This window comes from Listeria tempestatis, assembly GCF_963575625.1.
Lineage (GTDB): Bacteria > Bacillota > Bacilli > Lactobacillales > Listeriaceae > Listeria > Listeria tempestatis.
Genome location: NZ_CAUYTK010000002.1, coordinates 318,233 through 340,180, shown reverse-complemented (window position 1 = coordinate 340,180; position 21,948 = coordinate 318,233). Strand labels below are relative to the sequence as shown.

At 36.1% G+C, this 21,948-nt stretch carries 15 protein-coding genes; 3 read left to right on the top strand and 12 right to left on the bottom strand.

Translation table 11 applies throughout. The annotated features are described in order from the left end of the window. Positions 1-24 precede the first annotated feature (24 nt). Entirely contained in the window at positions 25-930 is a 906-nt protein-coding gene (galU, locus tag R8923_RS04380) for a UTP--glucose-1-phosphate uridylyltransferase GalU (protein ID WP_485871539.1), read from the top strand. Positions 931-1,036: 106 nt separating this feature from the next. On the opposite strand, the gene R8923_RS04375 is transcribed toward galU, so the two are convergent. From R8923_RS04375 to R8923_RS04360, 4 genes are all read right to left on the bottom strand, one after another. After that, positions 1,037-2,992 carry an SH3 domain-containing protein gene (locus R8923_RS04375; RefSeq protein WP_485871538.1) on the bottom strand — a complete coding sequence of 652 codons (1,956 nt, stop codon included), beginning with the start codon at positions 2,990-2,992 and terminating at the stop codon, positions 1,037-1,039. A 196-nt stretch (positions 2,993-3,188) separates the two neighbouring features. After that, positions 3,189-4,130, bottom strand: a complete 942-nt coding sequence (locus tag R8923_RS04370) for a glycosyltransferase (protein WP_485871537.1) — start codon at positions 4,128-4,130, stop codon at positions 3,189-3,191. A 24-nt stretch (positions 4,131-4,154) separates the two neighbouring features. Beyond that, positions 4,155-5,996, bottom strand: a complete 1,842-nt coding sequence (locus R8923_RS04365; RefSeq protein ID WP_485871536.1) for a DUF6020 family protein — start codon at positions 5,994-5,996, stop codon at positions 4,155-4,157. 126 nt (positions 5,997-6,122) lie between these two features. Beyond that, entirely contained in the window at positions 6,123-8,129 is a 2,007-nt protein-coding gene (locus R8923_RS04360) for an SH3 domain-containing protein (protein WP_485871535.1), read from the bottom strand. Positions 8,130-8,376: 247 nt separating this feature from the next. Here R8923_RS04360 and R8923_RS04355 point away from each other — a divergent pair, with 247 nt between their 5' ends. Then, a complete protein-coding gene (locus tag R8923_RS04355; RefSeq protein WP_485871534.1) occupies positions 8,377-10,410 on the top strand; it encodes a DUF6270 domain-containing protein in 2,034 nt (677 codons plus the stop codon). 38 nt (positions 10,411-10,448) lie between these two features. On the opposite strand, the gene R8923_RS04350 is transcribed toward R8923_RS04355, so the two are convergent. From R8923_RS04350 to R8923_RS04330, 5 genes are all read right to left on the bottom strand, one after another. Beyond that, the gene (locus R8923_RS04350; RefSeq protein WP_485871533.1) at positions 10,449-11,384 is read right to left on the bottom strand and encodes an ABC transporter ATP-binding protein; all 936 of its coding nucleotides are present in this window, start codon (positions 11,382-11,384) and stop codon (positions 10,449-10,451) included. 13 nt (positions 11,385-11,397) lie between these two features. Then, entirely contained in the window at positions 11,398-12,210 is an 813-nt protein-coding gene (locus R8923_RS04345) for an ABC transporter permease (RefSeq protein ID WP_485871532.1), read from the bottom strand. A gap of 263 nt (positions 12,211-12,473) precedes the next feature. Next, on the bottom strand, positions 12,474-15,914 hold the full coding sequence (pyc, locus tag R8923_RS04340; RefSeq protein ID WP_485871531.1) for a pyruvate carboxylase: 3,441 nt from the start codon (positions 15,912-15,914) through the stop codon (positions 12,474-12,476). A 253-nt stretch (positions 15,915-16,167) separates the two neighbouring features. Then, positions 16,168-17,343 carry a putative lipid II flippase FtsW gene (gene ftsW / locus R8923_RS04335; RefSeq protein ID WP_485871530.1) on the bottom strand — a complete coding sequence of 392 codons (1,176 nt, stop codon included), beginning with the start codon at positions 17,341-17,343 and terminating at the stop codon, positions 16,168-16,170. 119 nt (positions 17,344-17,462) lie between these two features. Then, positions 17,463-17,741: an Fpa/YlaN family protein gene (locus R8923_RS04330; RefSeq protein WP_485871529.1), complete on the bottom strand. Its 279-nt coding sequence runs from the start codon at positions 17,739-17,741 to the stop codon at positions 17,463-17,465. Positions 17,742-17,901: 160 nt separating this feature from the next. Here R8923_RS04330 and R8923_RS04325 point away from each other — a divergent pair, with 160 nt between their 5' ends. After that, the gene (locus R8923_RS04325) at positions 17,902-18,135 is read left to right on the top strand and encodes a YlaI family protein (protein ID WP_485871528.1); all 234 of its coding nucleotides are present in this window, start codon (positions 17,902-17,904) and stop codon (positions 18,133-18,135) included. A gap of 54 nt (positions 18,136-18,189) precedes the next feature. On the opposite strand, the gene R8923_RS04320 is transcribed toward R8923_RS04325, so the two are convergent. The 3 genes from R8923_RS04320 to typA form a co-directional block, all read right to left on the bottom strand. After that, positions 18,190-19,050: a DUF5068 domain-containing protein gene (locus R8923_RS04320; protein WP_485871527.1), complete on the bottom strand. Its 861-nt coding sequence runs from the start codon at positions 19,048-19,050 to the stop codon at positions 18,190-18,192. A 96-nt stretch (positions 19,051-19,146) separates the two neighbouring features. Beyond that, a complete protein-coding gene (locus R8923_RS04315) occupies positions 19,147-19,746 on the bottom strand; it encodes a GNAT family N-acetyltransferase (protein ID WP_485871526.1) in 600 nt (199 codons plus the stop codon). Positions 19,747-19,928: 182 nt separating this feature from the next. Then, complete coding sequence (typA, locus tag R8923_RS04310) at positions 19,929-21,767, bottom strand: translational GTPase TypA (protein ID WP_485871525.1); 1,839 nt, start codon at positions 21,765-21,767, stop codon at positions 19,929-19,931. Positions 21,768-21,948: the final 181 nt, after the last annotated feature.

Below are 21,948 nucleotides of genomic sequence, written 5' to 3'. Positions count from 1 at the left end.
TATATATTTATTGGAGGTTTCGAGATGAAAGTAAGAAAGGCCGTTATTCCAGCTGCAGGATTAGGTACTAGGTTTTTACCTGCTACAAAAGCTATGCCAAAAGAGATTCTACCCATTGTAGATAAACCTACAATTCAATTTATTGTGGAGGAAGCAATGGCATCTGGAATTGAAGATATTTTAATTGTTACAGGTAAGGGCAAACGTGCCATTGAAGACCACTTTGACTCTGTTCCTGAACTTGAAATAACATTAAGAGAAAAAAACAAATTAGAGCTACTCCACCTTGTGGAAGAAACAACAAACATTAATCTACATTTCATTAGACAATCAAAACCTAAAGGACTAGGTGACGCCATTTTACAAGCAAAAGGTTTTGTTGGTAATGAGCCTTTCGTTGTCATGCTGGGCGATGATATTGTTAAATCTAAGGTTCCATGTGTAAAACAACTTATCAATCAATATGAACATACGCATAGTTCAGTCATCGGCGTTCAAACTGTTCCACACGAGGAAACATATCGTTACGGCATTATTGATCCTGCTGATAAGATGAGTGAACGTCTATTTAATGTAAAAGGTTTTGTCGAAAAACCTGATCCGGACAAAGCACCATCTGATCTAGCTATTTTAGGACGTTATTTATTGACACCTCAAATTTTCGATTATTTAGCCACTCAAGAACCCGGTGCTGGTGGAGAAATCCAGTTAACAGATGCAATTAACCGTTTAAATGAAATCCAACGCGTATTTGCCTATGATTTTGAAGGACAACGTTTTGATGTGGGAGATAAATTTGGTTTTATTGAAACAACTATGAAGTTTGCTTTAGAACATCCTGAGATTAAAGATAGTGTCCATCAATTAATCGACAAATTGTATCATGACATGCATAAAGATGATAAAACAGCGAGCAAAAAAAAGAATTAACGAATGATTTTCGTTAAAAGAGAGGGCTTTATTTCTAGCCTTCTTTTTTTACGTAAAAAATCCTCAAGTTTTTGACAGAACGTCAATTTACTTGAGGATTAATCATTTATTTACTTAGATAGACTTCTGGAATGTAGCCTTTTAAATTATTATAGGTTACATATAACCAACCATTTTTAGTTTTACTTAAATCTACAGCTACTTTTGCTTTTGCAGGAATCACACCAACAACAGCCGAATTCCAGTTGCTATCAGCTCTTAAATTAATTGCATTTATAGCATAGTAAGCCGTGTATTTATTTACGTTTGATACATATGCCTCTGGTAAATAGCCAGATTTCCCAGCATATGTCATATACGCCCAACCATCCTTTTCTTTTGCATCATTAATCTGCACTTTCTCACCAGCTGGAACCACTACACTAATCGTAGAATTCCAATTACTGTCTGAACGAATATTTAACAAGTCATTAGAAAAAGCGTAACGAATTGGATTTGTCGTCTGTAAATACGCCCCTGGTAAATAGCCAGAAATACCTTTATACGTGATATACCACCAACCATCTTTGGTTAAAGCCGTATTAACAATCACCGCTTCACCAACCGGAACCGTTGTGGTTACGTTTGAATCCCAATTGCTATCTGCTCGAAGATTCAAATTATCCTTACCGTAATAAGTTTTTATTGGATTAGTTGTTTGCAAGTAGCTACCAGGCAAATATCCTGAAACGCCATTATACGTAATATGCCACCAACCATCTTTAGTTAGCGCACTATTAACGATAACTGCTTTTCCTACAGGTACGGTTACCGAAACTTTTGAATCCCAATTGCTATCTGCTCTTAAATTAAGATCATTTTTCCCGTAATAAGTTTTGAGTGGGTTCGTATCTTGGAAATAAGCTGCCGGAATATAGCCAGAAAAATTTCCGGTACCAGTAACATACGTGACATATGACCAACCATTTTTATCCTTTGCTGAATTCGAAACAATGGCTTGACCCGCTGGAACAACACCAGCTACACTAGAGCTCCAACTTGCATCAGAACGTAAATTCAACTTATCTTTTGCATAAACTGTTTTAAAAGTATTCTCAGTTTGAATATACGCATACGGGATATAGCCAATTGTTCCATTATAATTAACATATGCCCAACCGTTTTTATTTTTTGCAGGGTCTACTTTCATCGCTTCACCAATTTTTATCTTTGCAACTGTATTAGAGGACCAATTTGCATCCCCTCTTAAGTTAATAGGTGAAGAAGCATAGTACGTCACATCTAAGCGATTATATAAATATTGAACGAGTTGGAAAAACTCATTAAATGAATAGTTCCATCTTGCAAAATACCCAACTGGATCACTATGTGTTGTACCACCTAAATAACGCGATACCGCATCATGCGACCAAACCGTTCCACTACCAGTATTGTGAGCATTTACAGGTGATAAATTATACTTCTTTAATATATATGCCGCATAGTAAGCATCGTTATAAACAGAGCGATAAAAGCCATCCGCTGTCTTTTCGCGTACTAACTCAACTTGAACAAAATATGGATTGGCTTTCGGTCCAGCCCCCCAGACTGCATAATCAGTCGGATGGATTTCGATAATTTGATTATGATCAACAAATGTATGCACAAATGCATTTTGCCAATTATTCGTCATATAATTGATTTCTTGTGTAATCGTAGAATTATCATTTGCCGTCTCATGAATAACAATGCCTCGTGGTTTCCCGACACCGTCCTGATAAGCAAAGCGATCAAAATTCTTTAATTGTTTTTGAATTGTCGCCTTTGGATAATTTTGATTAATGATGTGTTGGTTTAGCGTAGAAAGAGACGTCGCAGTTACTCCTGGAAGTGCAGAACGAAACAGCATCTCTCCCTGTTCTTCTTGAACGGGTTTTTGCTTTGCTTCCTCTTTTTCTTCCTCAGTTTGTTGTTTTGGGGTATAAACCTTTTCATTTACTTCTTTATCTAAAATTTCATTTGCTCCAATACCATTCTCCCCAGATTCTGCTAAAACTTTCTCCGGGTTTACAAAAAATAACATCAGAGAAAATACTCCCAGCAGAATAACAACCCAATTACTTTTTCTCATAGCGCATCCTTTCCATTATTAAATTTGTAATCAAAAAGATTACTCTATATACCATTCTAGCCGCTCAACAAAAAAACTTCAATAGGACTTTATGTTTTAAAAATTCGTTTTTTCTGATTATTAATGAGAAAAACGACTTAAAATGTAATTAAGTCGTTTTTCGTGTCACTCTTTCTTTATATTTTACTAGTTCTAAGAAATAAATTTGTTTATTTCGATGTTGAATTGTATCTAAAATAAGACCACAGATGAAAAATAACATTGCCAGAATAATTAAACCTACAGCTAAAATAGCGCTTGGAAACTTCAATACTAAACCGGTTTTAGCAAAACCTACAAGTACTGGAATACCTACTGCTATGCCAACAATTAAGAATAGCGCCGCTAAAATACCAAAGAACAGGAATGGTCTACTGTTTTTAAACAAACGGACAATAGTACTAATGACCTTCATTCCATCAGAAAATGTATCTAGTTTTGATTCACTTCCTTCTGGACGGTCACGGTAATCAATAGGAATTTCTTTTAATAAAAATCGATTTTCAAGTGCATGAATACTCATTTCCGTTTCAATTTCAAACCCTGGACTTAATACAGGCATTGTCTTAACAAAATAACGATTAAAGCCGCGATATCCTGTCATAATATCACGAATATCACTCTTAAAAATACGATTAATCGTATTACGAACTAAATTATTTCCAAAATCATGGAAGTTTCGCTTATTTTCGCTTGAGTATGTTCCGTTACTTAAACGGTCCCCAATGACCATATCAGCCTCATGGTTTCTTAAAGCATCGAGAATTTCATGTACGGCCTCCACAGGATATGTATCATCACCATCAATCATCACATAGTAGTCTGCATCTACGTCTGAAAACATGCTTCGAACTACATTTCCCTTTCCTTGCCTTACTTCTGAACGTACTATAGCACCTTCTTTTTTCGCAATTTCAACCGTCAAATCGCTTGAATTATTATCATATACATATATGTCAGCATTTGGTAATTCTCTCTTAAAATCTCGAATTACTTTTCCTATCGTAATCTCCTCATTATAACAAGGGATTAAAACAGCCACTTTTTCCATGTTTTTCTTTGCCTCCAAATAATTCTAATTTTTTTCCAAATTTAGCTTTGCAACAAAAAATAGGAAAGGAACTGTGAAAATAAAACTAAAGCTATATCTAAAGTCTGTTGCTGGCATAGCAACAGCAATCGTTGCAACAGCTAGAAATGCTGGCACAAAAACTAACCAACTTAATCTTCTTCCCCGTCCAAGATTTGAAACAAATGCAATGAGAAGTAGTAATAAAGGAATTGCTCCTTTAAGTAAAATATTTTGCCAATCCGTTCTAACTTTATCCATAAGTTGGTTTAAAAACTCATCATAACTTGTCAATTTAGAATTTGAATATAGTGACTTAGCAGACGGTTCGACTCTATTTTTAACATAATCTTCGTAAGTGAGATTGTTCGATACACCTACAGAATTAAGCTCGTTCATATAGCGCTCATAACCTGCTTTATTCACTTTTTCAATGTCGTTTGGCGTATCTGTTATAATGGCAAATGTTCGAATGTCATAATTAATATCTTGTAATTTTGCTGTCGAGCCGAAAAAGACTTTATAATCCTCCGGAGACTGGTAGCACCAAATCACACTCGTTTGGTCCAAATATGCTTTTACATAAATCCCAAAATTATCCTTCATTAGCTTGGCCCAGTTTTTAATATATAAACCGAAATCCGCATCAATAGGCGCAGAATTGTAGGCTTCATCGTGTTTAATCGGATCAACTGTATACGGATTGTAATCCTTCTTCCAATTTTCTTCTGGTAAAATTTCAGTAAAATAGTCTTTTAATTCTTTTGTAAACTGACCGTTATAATAAAAAGTTGCGCCAATTTGTTGCGACGGAATAGCCAGAGCTTGGTTTAACGGATTTTGTTCCACGTTTAAAGCATTGGCAACTGGACCATTGAAAAGTAAATTCATTCCCATAACGATAACAAACACAAGCCCTGTTCGGATTCTGAATCCCTTCATAAAAATAACTAATAAAAGCAAAGTCACAACAACAATAAAAATACCATTATTTCTTAAATTAATTGTTACAAAAGCAACTAAAATAAGTGCAGTAAGATTAAGTGGTTTTTTCAACCAAGCTCCCTTAGACGCAATAATTTTTGCTAATAATGTCGTAAATAATAAAATAAATGCTGCAAATGGAACGTCCTTCCACGCTGTTACGCTGTATAACATCATGATAGGCCAAAGTGCATAAGCAAACGTTAGCAAATAAGCTAAAAATTTCGGTAGCCCTAATTTCGTTAGTGAATAGATGGCATAACCAACAATGAGTGCTACAACAATAATTTGAGAGAAAATATAACTTGCCGGTGAATCATAAATATTAGATGTCAATTCCACCCATAAAGTATGTAGCATCGGATGCCACGCACTATACTGCCTCACGTCATGCGCCATCGCCCACTGGTAATAAGAATCAAACGTCATTTTTGCTGGATAATAAGCTAAAAATGACAATATCCAAGAAACAAAAGGTATTCCCGCATATATGGCTAATTCATATTTTTTAGTTTTACTCTTAACCAAAAGTGAGAATGGCTGAGCAAGTTCAAATAAAAGCAAGTAAAATAAATTCGCCAAAAAATAAAATGCTCCTGCTATGTAAATAAAGCTTACTGCTATGTTTGGTGATAAATTACCTAAATATGTAGATGCTAACCAAAAGGCAGCAAGCAAACTACTACCTATAAATTTCAACCAGTTAAATGTGAGAAACTTCAGTTGCCGTATGCATAAAAAAAGCATAGCACCAAAGGAAATGATAACTAAAAAACTAATGATATCAAACTTATAAAACCCAAGTAAGCCAATAAAGCCAATAAAAAGGGAGATAAGATACCATATCTCTTTTTTGCGCTTCAAAAAACCATCCTCCTTTTCAAACTATCTATTAATATAGCAAAATAACTATTTTTTATCAACTTCTACTAAGCATACACTATATAAAAAGCCAAAGATTAGTCTATTCACTAATCTTTGGCTTTTTACTTACCTATAAATGGGTGTATCAAATTTTTGCGTATAACGTGTAAGCTTGCTATATATTTGATTCATCGTATTGACTTGCTTGTATGCCCAAGCAATATCAGTTGCATATAAATGAGTACCTGGATTAGCTGGATTCCATCTCATTTTGTACAACGTATTTTGGCCTGCATTAATATACTTGTCACCAATAAATTTAGCGCCACCTATAATTGCTTTCTCAGGCGTATCCCAGCCTTCTTTATAGGCCCGTTCTGAACCTTTTTGAAGGGGTGCGCTATCAACAGCTCCGATGCCATACATATTATATACCTTTTTAGGCGTAACAGGTTTGCCATCAACACTACTCACAACCACACCATTCGCTAACTGAGACGTCCCATTTCCTGTTTCTAAAAGCGCATGAGCAATCAAATAAATTTCACTAACTTTATTCTGCTGAGCCGCCGTTTGGAAACTAGTGGCTTTGTTAGCTAGTATCCCTTTTCCAGCTAAAACAGTTCGATTAACCTCTGCTGGATCAATGTTTGCTGGCTCCGACAAAATAAGAAACTGCAAGTAACTCGCTGTATTTTTACCAAAATTATTTGGGTTTAAATAATAGGAGGTATCTGTTTGATTGGCATTAAACCATTGTCTCGAGAAGTTTACTTGATACCATTTCTTCATGTTACTATCCGTTATTGTACTTAAGACCGTAAAAGTTTGATTCATTTTCAGTGTTGTTGTTACAAAACCAGTAGTAGTAGCAGAAGTTCTTACAGGAACACTAGTAGCAGTAACTTTGCCACTCGTTCCAGTAACAGATGTTCCGTCACTAGAGATATACATTTTACTTGGTTTTTTATCTGTCTGCGGTGATAATCTCATATTCGTGCTAAGCATGCTCGAAAAAGTTGTTGGGTAGGTCGTCGTATAATAATATTTTTGTATAGGAGCTCCATTAGACATGTAACCTAGCTTTGTATAGCCCGGAATATTATTATATACGACACGTACCCAGTCTTTACCAATATCAGCCTTATTTACAAGAGCTGGCTGACCTGCAGGAATCGTTACAGTTGTTGGCGAATTATAATCTTGTTTATTTCTCAAATTAACATTATTAATTGCGTAATAATTAACATAAGTGGCATTAGGAATTTTTGCCGTAACATATCTTAGTTGCATATACCCTTTTCGACCATTTGCTTGAAATTCTGTCCAACCATTACTATCTGTTGACCCTTGCAATGCATACATAATTTGTCCTTTTGGCACCACATAAGACACACTGGTTGAAAAATCACGACCTGATCTTAGATTGACTACATCTGAAGCATAATAATCATTATACGTTTTAGTAGGATCATAGCCACTTAGATACCGCTGTTGCATATAACCAACAATATTATTTTGATAAACAATTCGCACCCACCCAGCACTATTTGCTGAATTATCTTCTACGGAAAAAGATGCATTTTGAGGGATTTGAACGACAGTAGCCGAATCAAAAGTTGCTGATTTACGTAAGTTAATTGGGCTTGGCGCATAATAGGTACCATACCCTTTTGAAGGATTATATAACGTTAAGTATCGCTTTTCCATATAACCTTCTTTTTGATTATACATTATTCGTACCCAATTATTTCCATCTTCAGAGTTGTCTTCAACAATAAACGATGCATTTTTTGGAATAACGACAATTGTTTGCGAATCAAAAGTTCGATTTTCACGCAAATTAATATTTGATGGTGCATAGTAGGTCGTGTAAGTCTTTGCTAAATTTGTGTTTGCGAAGTAACGCGTTTGCATATATCCAGTATATGTTTTATATGTCACTTCTGCCCAATCATTTTGGTCCTTTGATCCATCTAGCACTTTAAAAGATGCATTTTTAGGGATTTGAACAATTGTTTTACTATCAAATGTTCTGCTTGCTCTCAAATTAATTGAATTTGGCGCATAATACGTACTGTAAGACGTTGCTGCTTGAGCGTTTTCTATTGCTGGCAGAAAAAATAATAGCATAAGAGCTAAACAAATCAAAAAACGCCAATGATTACTTCTTTGTTTGATTAAAATCTCCTCCTTATATAGTTTGGTACTTTTTAGTTATAACATATATTACAGCGCTTGCGGTTAAAAAAATGAATTGTAAAGAAATCGAAACATCTTTCGTCAAAAAATATACACTTTTTAGGCAATGAATGCTTGAAATTCCCCTTTTTATGGTACAATAATTCATAAGAATATTACAATGCAAAGGAGAATTCTCATGCAAGTTACCGCTTCTATGATTACAACCTCTACTGAAACACGATCTTGGTTACTAAATTTGAAAAGTCATGCAAAGATTCATAGTGTTTCTGTAGTTTATAAACAGCAAAACCAATTTATGCATCCGGCAAAATCATTTAAGCTTGAAGTTAATTTTTTAGACGATTTTTATCAAGTTATACTTCCTTTTGATTTAATCTCCAAATATTCCTTATTCGATAGGAAAACAAATTGGACTTTTTTGTGTCACACTAGTGAAGGAGATGCTTTTGTCCAAAAGAGCGCAATTGACCAAGTTGATATATTGGAAGATGCGGATAGTTTCTTTGAGTTTAGCTTCGATTTTTCATCAAGTAAGCTACTTTTAGTTGCTACGCCTAAACCATTTCAAGCCATACTAGAAACATTTGCTTTATCAGAGGAAGGCTTTAGTGGGACTGGGTTCATTCAAGCTGCTACATTTAATTTAGCAAAGCAAGGACTGAAGACGCAGCTAGTCATTAAACGGCGTCCTAACCCCACCCTTTACAATTATTTCGAGCATGTCCAAAAATTTGATTTAAGTGATATAAGTGATAAAAAATTTAATTTTAACATTTCGTTTACTCAATTGGACAGTGCTTTTTTAGTGGATGATTTAAATAATCTCGACTGCTTTTTAGTTGTGAAATCGGGTGAGCAAAATTCTTCCTTCATGTACTTAGATTTAGCTGAGTCTTTGAAAAACAAAGTGGACTTAACTATTTTGCCAAGTGCAATTCCTTTTACAAAGATCTCTTCTTATATGACTGGTGCCAATCGGTTAGCTTTTTACTTTATCCAACAAGTGAATCAAGAAGTGACATTACAAAGCTTTTCTGAAAGCTCAAAAGATTTTTCGTTTAAGTTTGAAAGTCAACATGCATTAAAGAAGGGACAGTTTATTTTAAAAAGACGCGATAAAAAATTCTTAAAGTCCGAGTATTTAGAAGAATTGATTTTCCCTTTTAAAACAAATTGGTTAAGTTCTTATCATCTCAAAGTTAATAAAGCTGATTTGTTTCCTTTTGATACATTTAATCCCTATCAAAGATGGGATGCATTTATTCGACTAGATGGCTTCCCTGATTTTCCAGTTTTTGTTCCAGAAAGCATTAAATTTGATAATAAATTTCAAGTTGCACCTAAAAAAACGTTCAATTTTAAATTAACTAAAACGTCTCAACATAATTTATATGTTCAAATTGCACCGAGCGTACACAGTGAAGGCACAGCAAAAAATATCGCTGTTCTCGGAACTTGCTTTAGTCGCAATGCGTTTAACTCCACACCCTATTTTAACCCAGAGTATAAGTCCTTTTTTAATGTTGCGCTAACACAAATGCATTCATCGCTTATTAGTATTATGACAAAAGATTTTGACGAAAAAATTGCTTTTGATAAATATAAGGATGAAATTACTCATTTTGATATGAACTATATGAAAGATGATATTAAAAAAGATTTCTTTAAACGTTTAAAAAAAGCAAAACCTGATTATTTCATTATTGATTTATATGCAGACGCCATTCGACCTGTTATGTGGTTGAACGAAGACACCGCGATTACTTTTTCGTACATTGTTGAAAATAGCCGTATTGCTGATGATCTACCTTGTTATAAAATGATGACGCACTTTAATGATGAGGAATATTTCAACGAATGGACACATTATGCTGACCGTTTTATTGAAGAGCTTATAACAATCATTCCTGAAAATCGTATCATTTTAAATAAAGGTGGTTTCACTTATGAATATTATGACGAGTCTAGAAAAAAGACAGCTTACCCAAATAAAATGGCTATTCAAAAAGCACAATATTTGTGGGATCGTCTGAATAATTACTTCCTGCATAAAGCGCCAAATGCCCGTGTTATTGACTTCACGAATAAAGGCTACATTGGTGATTACTACTATCCATTTGGACATTCTTTTTCACACTTTGAATCTGATTATTATAAAGATTTCTTGAAGGAACTGATTTATATTGATCAAACAAGTCGTTTTCTATAAAAAGAACACCTGAACCGCGTGTGGTTCAGGTGTTCTTTTTAAAATAGGCCTAACAATGAATGCCCTGTCGCAACTAAAGTGCCAAAAAGAGCCAGACAAAGAACGCTTGAAGCAAGTAATAATTTATCTGTTTTCTTTACTTTTTGTTCACTAAAAGCTGGGTTTATATGGACTTCTTTAGGACGAATTTTTTGTGCTGCTTCCATTTCTTTTTGGTAGGTTTTCTTAAATGATGCTGATTGCTCATTAAACCATTTCACGAATGACTCATAGGATTCAGCTACTTCATTTGCTGCGCCAATTTCCTTTAAACCTCCGTAGTGCATCCAAATAATACGATCACATAACTTCTTTACTTGTTCTAGTGAGTGACTCACAAAAATAATCGTTTTTCCATCTGCTTTAAATGACTCTATTTTATTCACACATTTATGATAAAATGTATCATCTCCGACAGAAAGAGCCTCATCGATAATTAAAATATCCGGATTGATATGGACAGATACAGCAAATCCTAAACGCGAGCGCATCCCGCTTGAATAATTTTTAACAGGCTGATGGATGAAATCACCAATATCGGCAAAGTCAATAATATCAGGCAGTAAACGTTCGATTTGTTTATTTGTTAACCCTTGCATGAGGCATTTTAGGCGGATATTTTCAACCCCAGTAAGTGGTCCTTTGAATCCTGTATTAATCGCAATGAGTGAGGCCACACCATTTGTCGTGACTTCTCCTTCAGTTGCTTGGACGATATTCGCCATAATACTTGAAATCGTGGACTTTCCAGAACCATTAACTCCAATAATCCCGATAGACTCCCCTTCAAAAATATCAAAGGAGACATCTTTTAATGCCCAAAAAGAATCTTGGGAATCTTTACGGAAGATAGCTTTCATGTTTTCAGTCTTATTCACAAATAAATCGTATTCTTTAGAAACGTGCCTAAATGATACTTTTAGCTTTTTACTCAAAATAAAACACTCCTTATACGAAATCAACGAATCTTTCGCGGAATTTCATATGCAAGATGGATCCGACAAAAAGGAAAAATGCAGTGAGTAGCCAAAAATAAATCGTATAGGACGGCGATTCCCAGAACCATTTTCCAAGTAGGAGCGAATCTCTAAAACCGTCTACAATATACATAAATGGGTTTAATTTTAACAAGTTAGCAGCCCATTCAGGTAGAAGTTGCGGGATATTCCAAACTATACCAGTAAGATAAAATAATACACGCATAATACTTTGTAACGCCATAAAGTAATCTCGTACTAAAACAGTAATTGTCGCATTGAAAAGCGAAAAGCTAAACAGGAATAAAATCATCGAAACGAAATAATAGATATATTGTCCCCAGTAAATATTAATTGGTGTTCCTTTTACTAAGAAAATGATGACCATGATGATGGTCATAACAAAATAACTCATTAAATTCGAGATGATGGTAATATTCGGTAGAATGCTCATCGGAAAATTCATTTTTGATACGAGATGAATTTTATTAAAAATACTATTTGTTCCCTGCATGACAACACTGTTAATAAAGAACCACGGTACAATCCCCGCTAACATCCATTCAAGGAAACTAACGTCAGTTCCTTGAAGGGTTGAACTTCCTCTTAACCCGTAGCCGAAAACAAGAAAATAAATAGCGACTTGAATGAGTGGATTTAAAATCTCCCATAATAATCCTAAGTAGTGACTTTGATAGTTCGCTCTATCCTCGTAACGTGAAATACGAATCATCATCGGAGTATATTTAATTTGTTCTTTTAAAACTTCCCATACTTGTTTCACAAAAACACTTCTTTCCAAGTTTAGTAAATAATTTCATGTAAATTTATTACGCTCTTATAAAAATCGCCTCCACTTAGAAGCTTACGGATGTCGATGTATTTGTATGTTCTCTTATGTAACCCTTCCGTTTCGCATAAGCTGCTTTCATTTGGTGGGAAGAACCACCTTATGTTAAGTTACCTTAAAACCTACTATTTGTAAAGTAATTTCAAGCTTTTTTCATAAAAAAATGGGCACGGCGAGCCATGCCCATAACAGTATTCTTAAATGCGTGCGACTTCCATTAACAAGTCTCCGGACTCAATTGTATCACCGTCTGATACGAAGATTGTTTTGACTTCACCATCAAATGGTGCTTGAATCGTTGTTTCCATCTTCATTGCTTCTGTAATGAGAAGCGGATCGCCTTTTTTCACTTTCTGACCTTTGGAAGCAACAACTTGGATGACCGAGCCTGTCATTGTAGCTCCGACGTGCTCAGGGTTTGTTGTATCAATTTTACGCCGCGCTACAACAGTCGCTTGTACGTTGAAATCTTGTACATTAATTTCACGTGGTTGACCGTTTAATTCGAAGTAAATGACACGGGTTCCATCCGCTATTGGCTCACCGATAGAATTCAATTTAATGAGCAAAATTTTCCCTTTTTCTAGCTCAACTTGAATGGTTTCACCTAGACGCATTCCTTTATAGAATGTTGGCGTGTCAAGAACCGTCACATTCCCGTATCTATCAATCATTTTTTGATAATCAAGAAATACTTTTGGATAGAGAATATACGCCATCACATCACGCTCAGATGGCTCGTAACCCATTTTTTCATGCAATTCTTCTTTTACTTTAGAAAAATCAACAGGTTCCATGAGTGCCCCCGGACGATCGGTTAGTGGTTTTTGACCTTTTAACACAAGTTTTTGGAGTTTTTCTGGGAACCCACCATATGGCTGTCCAATTTCGCCTCGGAAAAATTCGATGACCGAATCAGGAAAATCAATCGTATCCCCTTTTTCATAAATAAGTTCTTCTGTTAATTCATTTTGCACCATAAATAATGCCATGTCACCTACAACTTTTGAAGAAGGCGTCACTTTTACAATATCACCAAACATTTTATTAACAGTCGAATACATTTCTTTTACATCATCAAAGCGATCTCCAAGTCCTACAGCTGTAGCTTGTTGTTGTAAATTTGTATATTGTCCACCTGGCATTTCATGCACATACACTTCTGTTTGCGGTGAATTTAATGCATTGTCAAAGTCTTTATAGTATTTGCGAACATCTTCCCAGTAGTGGTTTAAAATTTGCGAATTATGCGCATCTAAATTAGTTTGGCGTTTTCCGTTCACAAGTCCATAATAAAGACCCGTCATACTTGGCTGACTTGTTGCGCCACTCATCGCACTAGATGCCACGTCAACAATATCTACACCCGCACTTACAGCTGCTGCATACGTATAAATTCCATTGCCACTCGTATCATGTGTATGCAAATGAATAGGCACATCGACTGTATCTTTTAGTTCGTTAATTAAACGATAAGCTGCTTGTGGTTTTAAAAGGCCTGCCATATCTTTAATACCGAGGATATGTGTCCCTTGCGCCACCAATTCTTTGGCCATATTTTTATAATAATCAATGGTATATTTTGTACGTGTTTCATCGTCAATATCACCCGTATAGCAAATTGTTGCCTCCACAATTTTTCCAGTATCTCGAACAGCTTCGATGGAAGTTTCCATTCCTTTAATCCAGTTTAAGCTGTCGAATACACGGAAAACGTCAACGCCTGACTGGGCAGAGAGTTTGACGAATTCACGAATGACGTTATCAGGATAGTTTTTGTAACCGACACCGTTTGCACCACGTAGTAGCATTTGGAACATTACATTTGGAATTTGTTTCCGCAAAGTTTCTAAACGCACCCATGGGTCTTCGTTTAAGAACCGATAAGCGACATCAAACGTGGCACCGCCCCACATCTCGAATGAGAACATGTTGGGAAGTAAATGTGCCATGGCATCTGCAATTTGGAAAATATCTTTTGAGCGGACGCGTGTCGCTAGTAAAGACTGATGGGCATCACGAAGCGTAGTGTCTGTTAATAAAACTTCATCTTGTGCTTTCACGAAGTCCACTATGCCTTCTGGTCCTTTTGCATCTAAAATTTGCTTCGTACCTGGCACGATTTTTTGTCCGTAAGGGATTTTTGGCACTCGTGGTTCCGTATAAACTGGCTTTTCGTCTTGCTTAATTCCCGGAAATCCATTTACGGTTACGTTACTAATATAACGCAGGGTTTTTGTCCCACGGTCACGTACGTGTGGGAATTTGAATAGTTCTGGCGTTGAATCGATAAAGGATGTGTTGTAGTTTCCGCTAATAAAATCTGGGTGGCGTGCGACATTTAGTAGAAATGGAATATTCGTTTTTACGCCACGAATCCGAAATTCCACAAGGTTACGTACCATTTTTCGTAGCGCCTGTTCAAATGTCATTCCCCATGTCGATAATTTTACAAGTAGTGAATCATAGAACGGCGTAACAACAGTTCCTTGAAAACCGTTTCCTGCATCCAGACGAACACCAAAACCACCTGTTGAGCGGTACGTATTGATTCGCCCGGTATCTGGCATGAAATTATTAAGTGGATCTTCTGTTGTGATACGGCACTGGATTGCTGATCCTTGAATGCGAATATCTTTTTGCTGCGGGATTGCAACAAGTTGGTCATGCATTGAATAACCGTCGGCAATAAACAATTGCGATTGTACAATATCGATCCCCGTAATCATTTCTGTGATCGTATGCTCAACTTGAACACGTGGATTTACTTCGATAAAGTAAAAATCTTCTCCTTCAACAAGAAATTCAACAGTACCTGCATTTAAGTAGTCTACATTTTTCATTAACTTAACTGCTGCCGCACAAATACGTTCGCGTAGTTCTGATGTTATAGCATTACAAGGAGCAACTTCTACTACTTTTTGGTGACGTCTTTGAACCGAGCAGTCACGCTCAAACAAGTGGACGATATTTCCATGTGAATCACCTAAAATTTGAACTTCAATATGCTTCGGATTCATTACGCATTTTTCAACGTAAACTTCATCATTACCAAAAGCTGCTTTCGCTTCTGATGCAGCACGTTCAAATGCTTCTTTCACATGCTCTTCAGAAGGCACAACTCGCATTCCTCGACCGCCGCCACCTAAAGACGCTTTAATCATTAATGGATAACCATTTTTCTTACCAAATTCAATAACTTCTTCAATTTCAGAAACAGGTCCGTTGCTTCCAGGAATTACCGGAATGTCAGCTAGCAATGCCTGTTCTTTCGCTTTAATTTTATCACCAAACATATCTAAATGCTTCGATTTAGGACCGACAAAAATGATGCCTTCTTGTTCACATCTGCGCGCAAATTCAATGTTTTCAGACAGGAAACCATAACCTGGGTGAATCGCATCGACTTCAGCTTCTTTTGCAATTTCAATGATATTTTCGATATCTAAATACGCATCGATTGGCTTTTTACCTTCTCCAACGAGATAAGCTTCATCCGCCTTATATCTATGAAATGCTCCCGTATCTTCTTGTGAATAGATTGCTACTGTCTTGATTCTGAGTTCAGTACATGCACGTAACACACGGATGGCAATTTCACCGCGGTTTGCTACTAATACTTTATTAATATTATTCATTTTTCTCCTCCTAACCAACACTCTACCTTTTTAACACAAAACAAGCCTCTCGTTGCCTTACATATCTGCCAACAACACGAAAGCTTTTTTCATTTGTTCAGCTGTCATCTAAAAAGCGGTATATAAATTCAATTATAGTATTAAAACATACTAGATGTAAATTACTTTCTCCCATTTTTTTAGAAAATCTACAAAACATACGAATATTATTAAAATAAAAAGGAAAAACATTCGTCATGTTTTGCCTCTTTTCCTACTGTACTTCCCCTTTTTTGCCATATTTCCGTTGATAATTTGTGAACATCCCAACGTTAGCAACAATTCCAATTAAAATTGACATAACCATTAGCGAGGAGCCCCCGTAACTGATGAAAGGGAGTGTCACACCTGTAATGGGAATCAAACCAGTGGCGCCTCCTAAATTAATAAACGACTGTATGCCAATCAAACCCGCGACACCATAACAAAGCAGTGCACCAAATGGATTATTCGCCCGTAAGCCTGTCAAAATGACTCTAAAAATGATAAAGAACAGACCTAAAATAACAATGAGAACACCGAATACACCTAGTTCCTCAGCAATGACAGCGATAATAAAATCAGTATGTGCTTCAGGTAAATAACCAAGCTTTTGCACACTTTGACCTAGTCCTTGTCCAAAAACGCCACCTGAACCAATGGCAAAAAATGAATTAACAAGTTGGTGTCCCGTATTCCCTCTATCAATAAATGGATTGAGAAAACTTGTCAAACGACCCATTCTAGTTGGAGAAATAATTTCTTTTTGAATTTCATCTGGTAAAATAAGTACAATGAAGCCCAAAATTAATATGATACCTAGACCGAGGCCAATTAGTTTAAGAATGGTTTTTAAACGCATACCAGAGCATATGATAATACAACAACCTGTCATAAAAATAATAAATGCAGAACCAATGTCTGGTTGGATGGCAATTAAAAAGCAAACAACTGCTAGGAAAAATATGGGTGGCAATACACCGCGGTTAAAATCATCAATATATTTTTGTTTTTTAGCATAAATCGCAGCTAAGTAAATGATGACCGAGATTTTAACAAATTCAGCAGGTTGAAGCGATGCCGCTCCTAATCTAAACCAGCTCTGCGCATTGTTTGCTGTATGTCCCATTGCAAAAATAAGAAGCAGCAATAAAATTGAGCCGAGCATCATTGGGATTAAAAATTTATTATTTTGATAGATTCTGTACGGAAAAAAGGCAAATAAACCAAAACATATTAAGCTAATGATTAAATTTTTAACTTGGCGTAAATAATAGAAATCAGCAGGCAAGTCTTGCCGATAAGCAAGTGACCAACTAGAACTATAGACCATAATTAAGCCAAATATACATAAAATAAGATAAACAACTATTAAAGAATAGTCATAAGATTTCAGAATTTTTTTTAGCATAATCCTCTTCCAATCTTTGTTGCGCTTTTTTAACGTTCTATTTTAATATTATAAAGAAAAAGAGCTTAGGTGTAAACGAAAAAAAGCGTCTACAGAATTTGTAGACCCTTTTTAAAATCTCACTGCTTGTTCATTGACAATTCATGTAATGTCGACAATTCTTTTTCTAATGTAGCTAGAAGGCGTTTTCCTTCCTCCATATCAATTAAGCCAAGTCTAGTTGCAAAATTAATTTCACGGGATAAACCGTACATTTGTGTATCTAGTACTTCTTCGTACGCTGGACACTGTGGTAAAGTTAAATTATCCATCTGCACTTTAATGAGTTGCAAGATTCGGCGTGAATCTTCTTTTAGTAATTGAACAGCTTGATTGCGGTAGTTTTTATTTTCAGTCATCACAGCGACCCTCCCTCTCATGCGTTTTCTAGACGCTTTTATCAATTAATAAATTAAGTATAGCACAAAATTACTGAGCTGCAAACGGTTTATACTAAAAACTACCTTCCTCTTCTTTTTCTGAAAAACATGCTATAATGAATGTACGAGGTGATTTTTCATGAAAGCAACTTGCATATTGTGTGACCGGACAGACGATTTAGATAGACGCGAATTTAAAACGAAGCAACTGCGCAATAAACCTATTCGTATGTATATTTGCCCAGATTGCGATCATCGCGTTGCTGTTCGAACGATGGCGCGAATCAATTCCGGAAAATTTTATTTTAATAAACCGTTCACAAAACCTCTTAGTCAGTTAAAACGCGAGATTTTAGAACGGGAATCTAAATAAAAGCGGCGTGTAGTTTTCCTTGGCTGATAAAACCAAGCACTACACGCCGTTTTTTTAATTTATTGGTAATGTTGCAACTGCAGCTTCTGTTTTAGGCAAGCTCGCGTCAAATACTCCTGGACTTGGAACCGCAACGCTTGGACTTGCTTTAAAGTCTGCGTATTTAGTATCATCCATCATATAAGTAATAAATCCTTCTGCTGTTTTTCCTGGACTAAATACATAAGGGTCAGCCGTACTTCCTGTTAAGTGGTAATTATTAGGAATAAAATTGTCTAAGCTTCCACCCGTACTTTTACTTTTTCCAACTAAATTAATTTGCTCTGCTTTGTAAGTGATATTTTTAGTTGTTTTATTAAAAATAGATACGTCTAGTGTCACGACATAACCGCCTTTTTTCATGTAACTTTCAGGCGAGTACACGTCCATTTCCTTCGTCGGATTTTGGACGCGTTCTACTTTATATTGATTGATACGAACGACAAGCGAATTAAAATCTTTAATAAAAGATGGGCTGTAATTTCCATAAACTGTTGTCACTTCACCACCTGTAATAGGCAACACATTGGATGTACTGAACGCTGCTTTACTAATTTGTGGTGCCGCAATGGTTTGTTTTGTTGTTTCAGATGTATCACCATTTGAATTTTCAGATGTATCTTTGTTCTGACTTTGATCCTGATTTTCATCTGCCGCAGGTTTATCTGCTTTCGAGCTATCTTTGCCATCATCAGAAGTTGTATTTGTATCCGCATCTTCTTTTTCCGTGTCAGATTTTGTTTCTTTTTGGGCAGTTTCCTTCTTCTGTACCTCTTCTGCTTTTTCAGACGATTTGTCTTTATCAGAATTTGTTCCACAAGCTGCGCCTAAAACCGCGATGCACAAAATGATTATACTTAGTAACCACTTTTTCATACTAAACACACTCCTTTCTTCTTACTACTATAACAAAAAACTTGAAATATTACAATCATATTACAAAAAGGAGCTGCTATGGTAAACTCCTTTTCGTTAAATTATTTCGTTACTTCGCTCCATATAGAGTAAATAATTAACTCCACTTCGCTTTTTATGTTTCATTTCAACACGCATAAATTCCTCAAAGCCTAATTTTTGGTATAATTTAACAGCTTGACTATTTGTATCCGCCACTTCAAGCGCATAAGACGTAAAATGAGGTGTTTCTAAGAGCGACTTAATAAGCGTACTTGCAACACCCATATGCCGATAATTTTCTGAAGTAGCTACAAATTCAATACAACCAAGACCTGGCCGCAAGGGGAACGGATATTGTTTCTCTTCGAATTCATGTTTTAAAACTTTAAAAGCTATGCTTCCACGAATAAAGCCGAGATGTTTAGATAACTCCTTTTTCTCCAAAAGAAGTGTTGGTTTTGAACCATCGTTTAGCGCAGTCATTCCAGCAATTTCTTGATCGATTATTGCCAAATGGAAGACATCTAATTGGAAGGCGTGACGAAATGCTTTCGTCAATTTATCCTTATCTTTTGAAAAAAACTTTAACCATTGATAGAAGCCATCTACAAATATGCGACTCATTTCCATTTGTGGGTTTTCTTTACATGCTGTAGCAGGTATTACTTGGATCAATGTTCCCACCTCTTTTTATTTTTATCATAACAGGCGGTGCGTGAGAACACAATGGAAAATGAGTTCACAAAAAATTTATCTATTCGCGGTAGTAAAAAAAGTAAGTTCTATTTGCATTAGCTCTTTTTGCGACATTCGAATATGAAAAAAGAGGCTAGGATGAATCCCTAGCCTCTTAAAAATTATTCAGCGCTCTTCGCTCGTTTAGCAGCTTTTTCACGCTCGTTTTTATTTAGAATCTTCTTACGTAAACGAACACTTTCTGGTGTTACTTCACAATACTCATCATCATTTAAGAATTCAAGTGATTCTTCTAAAGACATTTGACGAGGTTTTTTAATCACATTGGTTTGGTCTTTCGTTGCGGAACGAATATTTGTCATTTGTTTTGCTTTTGTGACGTTAACAGCTATATCATTTTCACGGCTATTTTCGCCAACAATCATGCCCTCATAAATTTCTGTCCCTGGTTCAACAAAAATCGTTCCACGGTCTTCCACCTGCATAATCCCATATGTTGTTGATTTTCCTGTTTCCATGGATACTAATGCTCCGTTGCGACGTCCACCAACACGTCCTGATTGCATTGGTTCATAGGCTAAGAAAGTATGGTTGATAATTCCATAACCGCGCGTCATGGAAAGGAAATCAGTTGTATAACCAATTAAGCCTCGTGCTGGAACTTTAAATTGCAAGCGTACTTGACCATTTCCGTCATTAATCATATTTTGCATTTCACCTTTACGTTGGCTAATCGATTCGATGACTGCACCCATAAATTCTTCAGGTGTGTCAATTTGAACATCTTCTACTGGTTCACATTTTACACCATCAACTTCGCGGATAATAACTTCTGGTTTGGATACTTGTAATTCATATCCTTCACGACGCATCGTTTCAATTAGAATTGATAAGTGAAGTTCTCCGCGTCCTGAAACTGTCCACGCATCTGGCGAACTAGTTGGTTCTACACGAAGTGAAACGTCTGTTTGAAGCTCGGCCATTAACCGTTCTTCAATTTTACGACTTGTCACATGCTTTCCTTCACGACCTGCAAATGGACTGTTGTTTGTTACGAAAGTCATTTGTAGCGTAGGTTCATCGATACGTAAGATTGGTAGTGCATCTTGCTGATCAAAAGGGGTTACCGTTTCTCCAACGAAAATGTCTTCCATTCCCGAAAGTGCAACTAAATCTCCTGCTTTTGCTTCTTTAATTTCTTCACGTTTTAAGCCGAAGAAACCGAACATTTTTGTCACGCGGAACTGTTTCACAGAACCATCAAGTTTCATAAGTGCAACCGTCTGACCGACATGCATTGTTCCCCGGAAAATACGACCAATCCCAATACGACCAACATAGTCGTTGTAGTCTAAAAGAGAAACTTGGAATTGAAGCGGTTCATCACTATTATCAACAGGTGCTGGAATGTGTTCGACAATTGTATCTAAAAGAGGTGCCATTGTTTTTTCTTGTTTTGACGGGTCAGAGTCTTCACTTGAAGTCCCATTAATTGCGGATGCATAAATGACAGGGAATTCTAATTGGTCATCATTTGCCCCTAACTCGATAAATAATTCTAATACTTCATCTACGACTTCTTCCGGGCGCGCAAAATCGCGGTCAATTTTATTAACAACAACAATGGGTGTTAAATTTTGCTCTAACGCTTTTTTTAGTACGAAACGTGTTTGCGGCATGGTTCCTTCATATGCATCAACAACTAAAAGTACACCATCAACCATTTTCATGATTCGTTCTACTTCACCACCGAAATCGGCATGACCAGGTGTATCCATAATGTTTACACGAATACCTTTATAATTAATGGCAGTATTTTTTGCTAAAATAGTAATTCCACGTTCGCGTTCGATGTCGTTTGAGTCCATCGCACGTTCATCAACATGTTCATTTTCACGGAACGTCCCAGATTGTTTCAAAAGCTCATCCACGAGAGTAGTTTTACCATGGTCAACGTGGGCAATAATCGCAATATTACGAATGTCTTCTCTTAATTTCACTAGTTTGTTTCCTCCTAAAATCAGGTTTCAATTTGCTTTTTTAGAACGAAATGTATATGAATTCTCATCGTACTTCCAGTTTGTGAGACAAATAAAAAGGAAAATAAATTATTTTCCTCGGAAGCAGTAAAATTAAACTTACGAAGTACTAATCGCACAACGTATAACAAATGAGTCATCA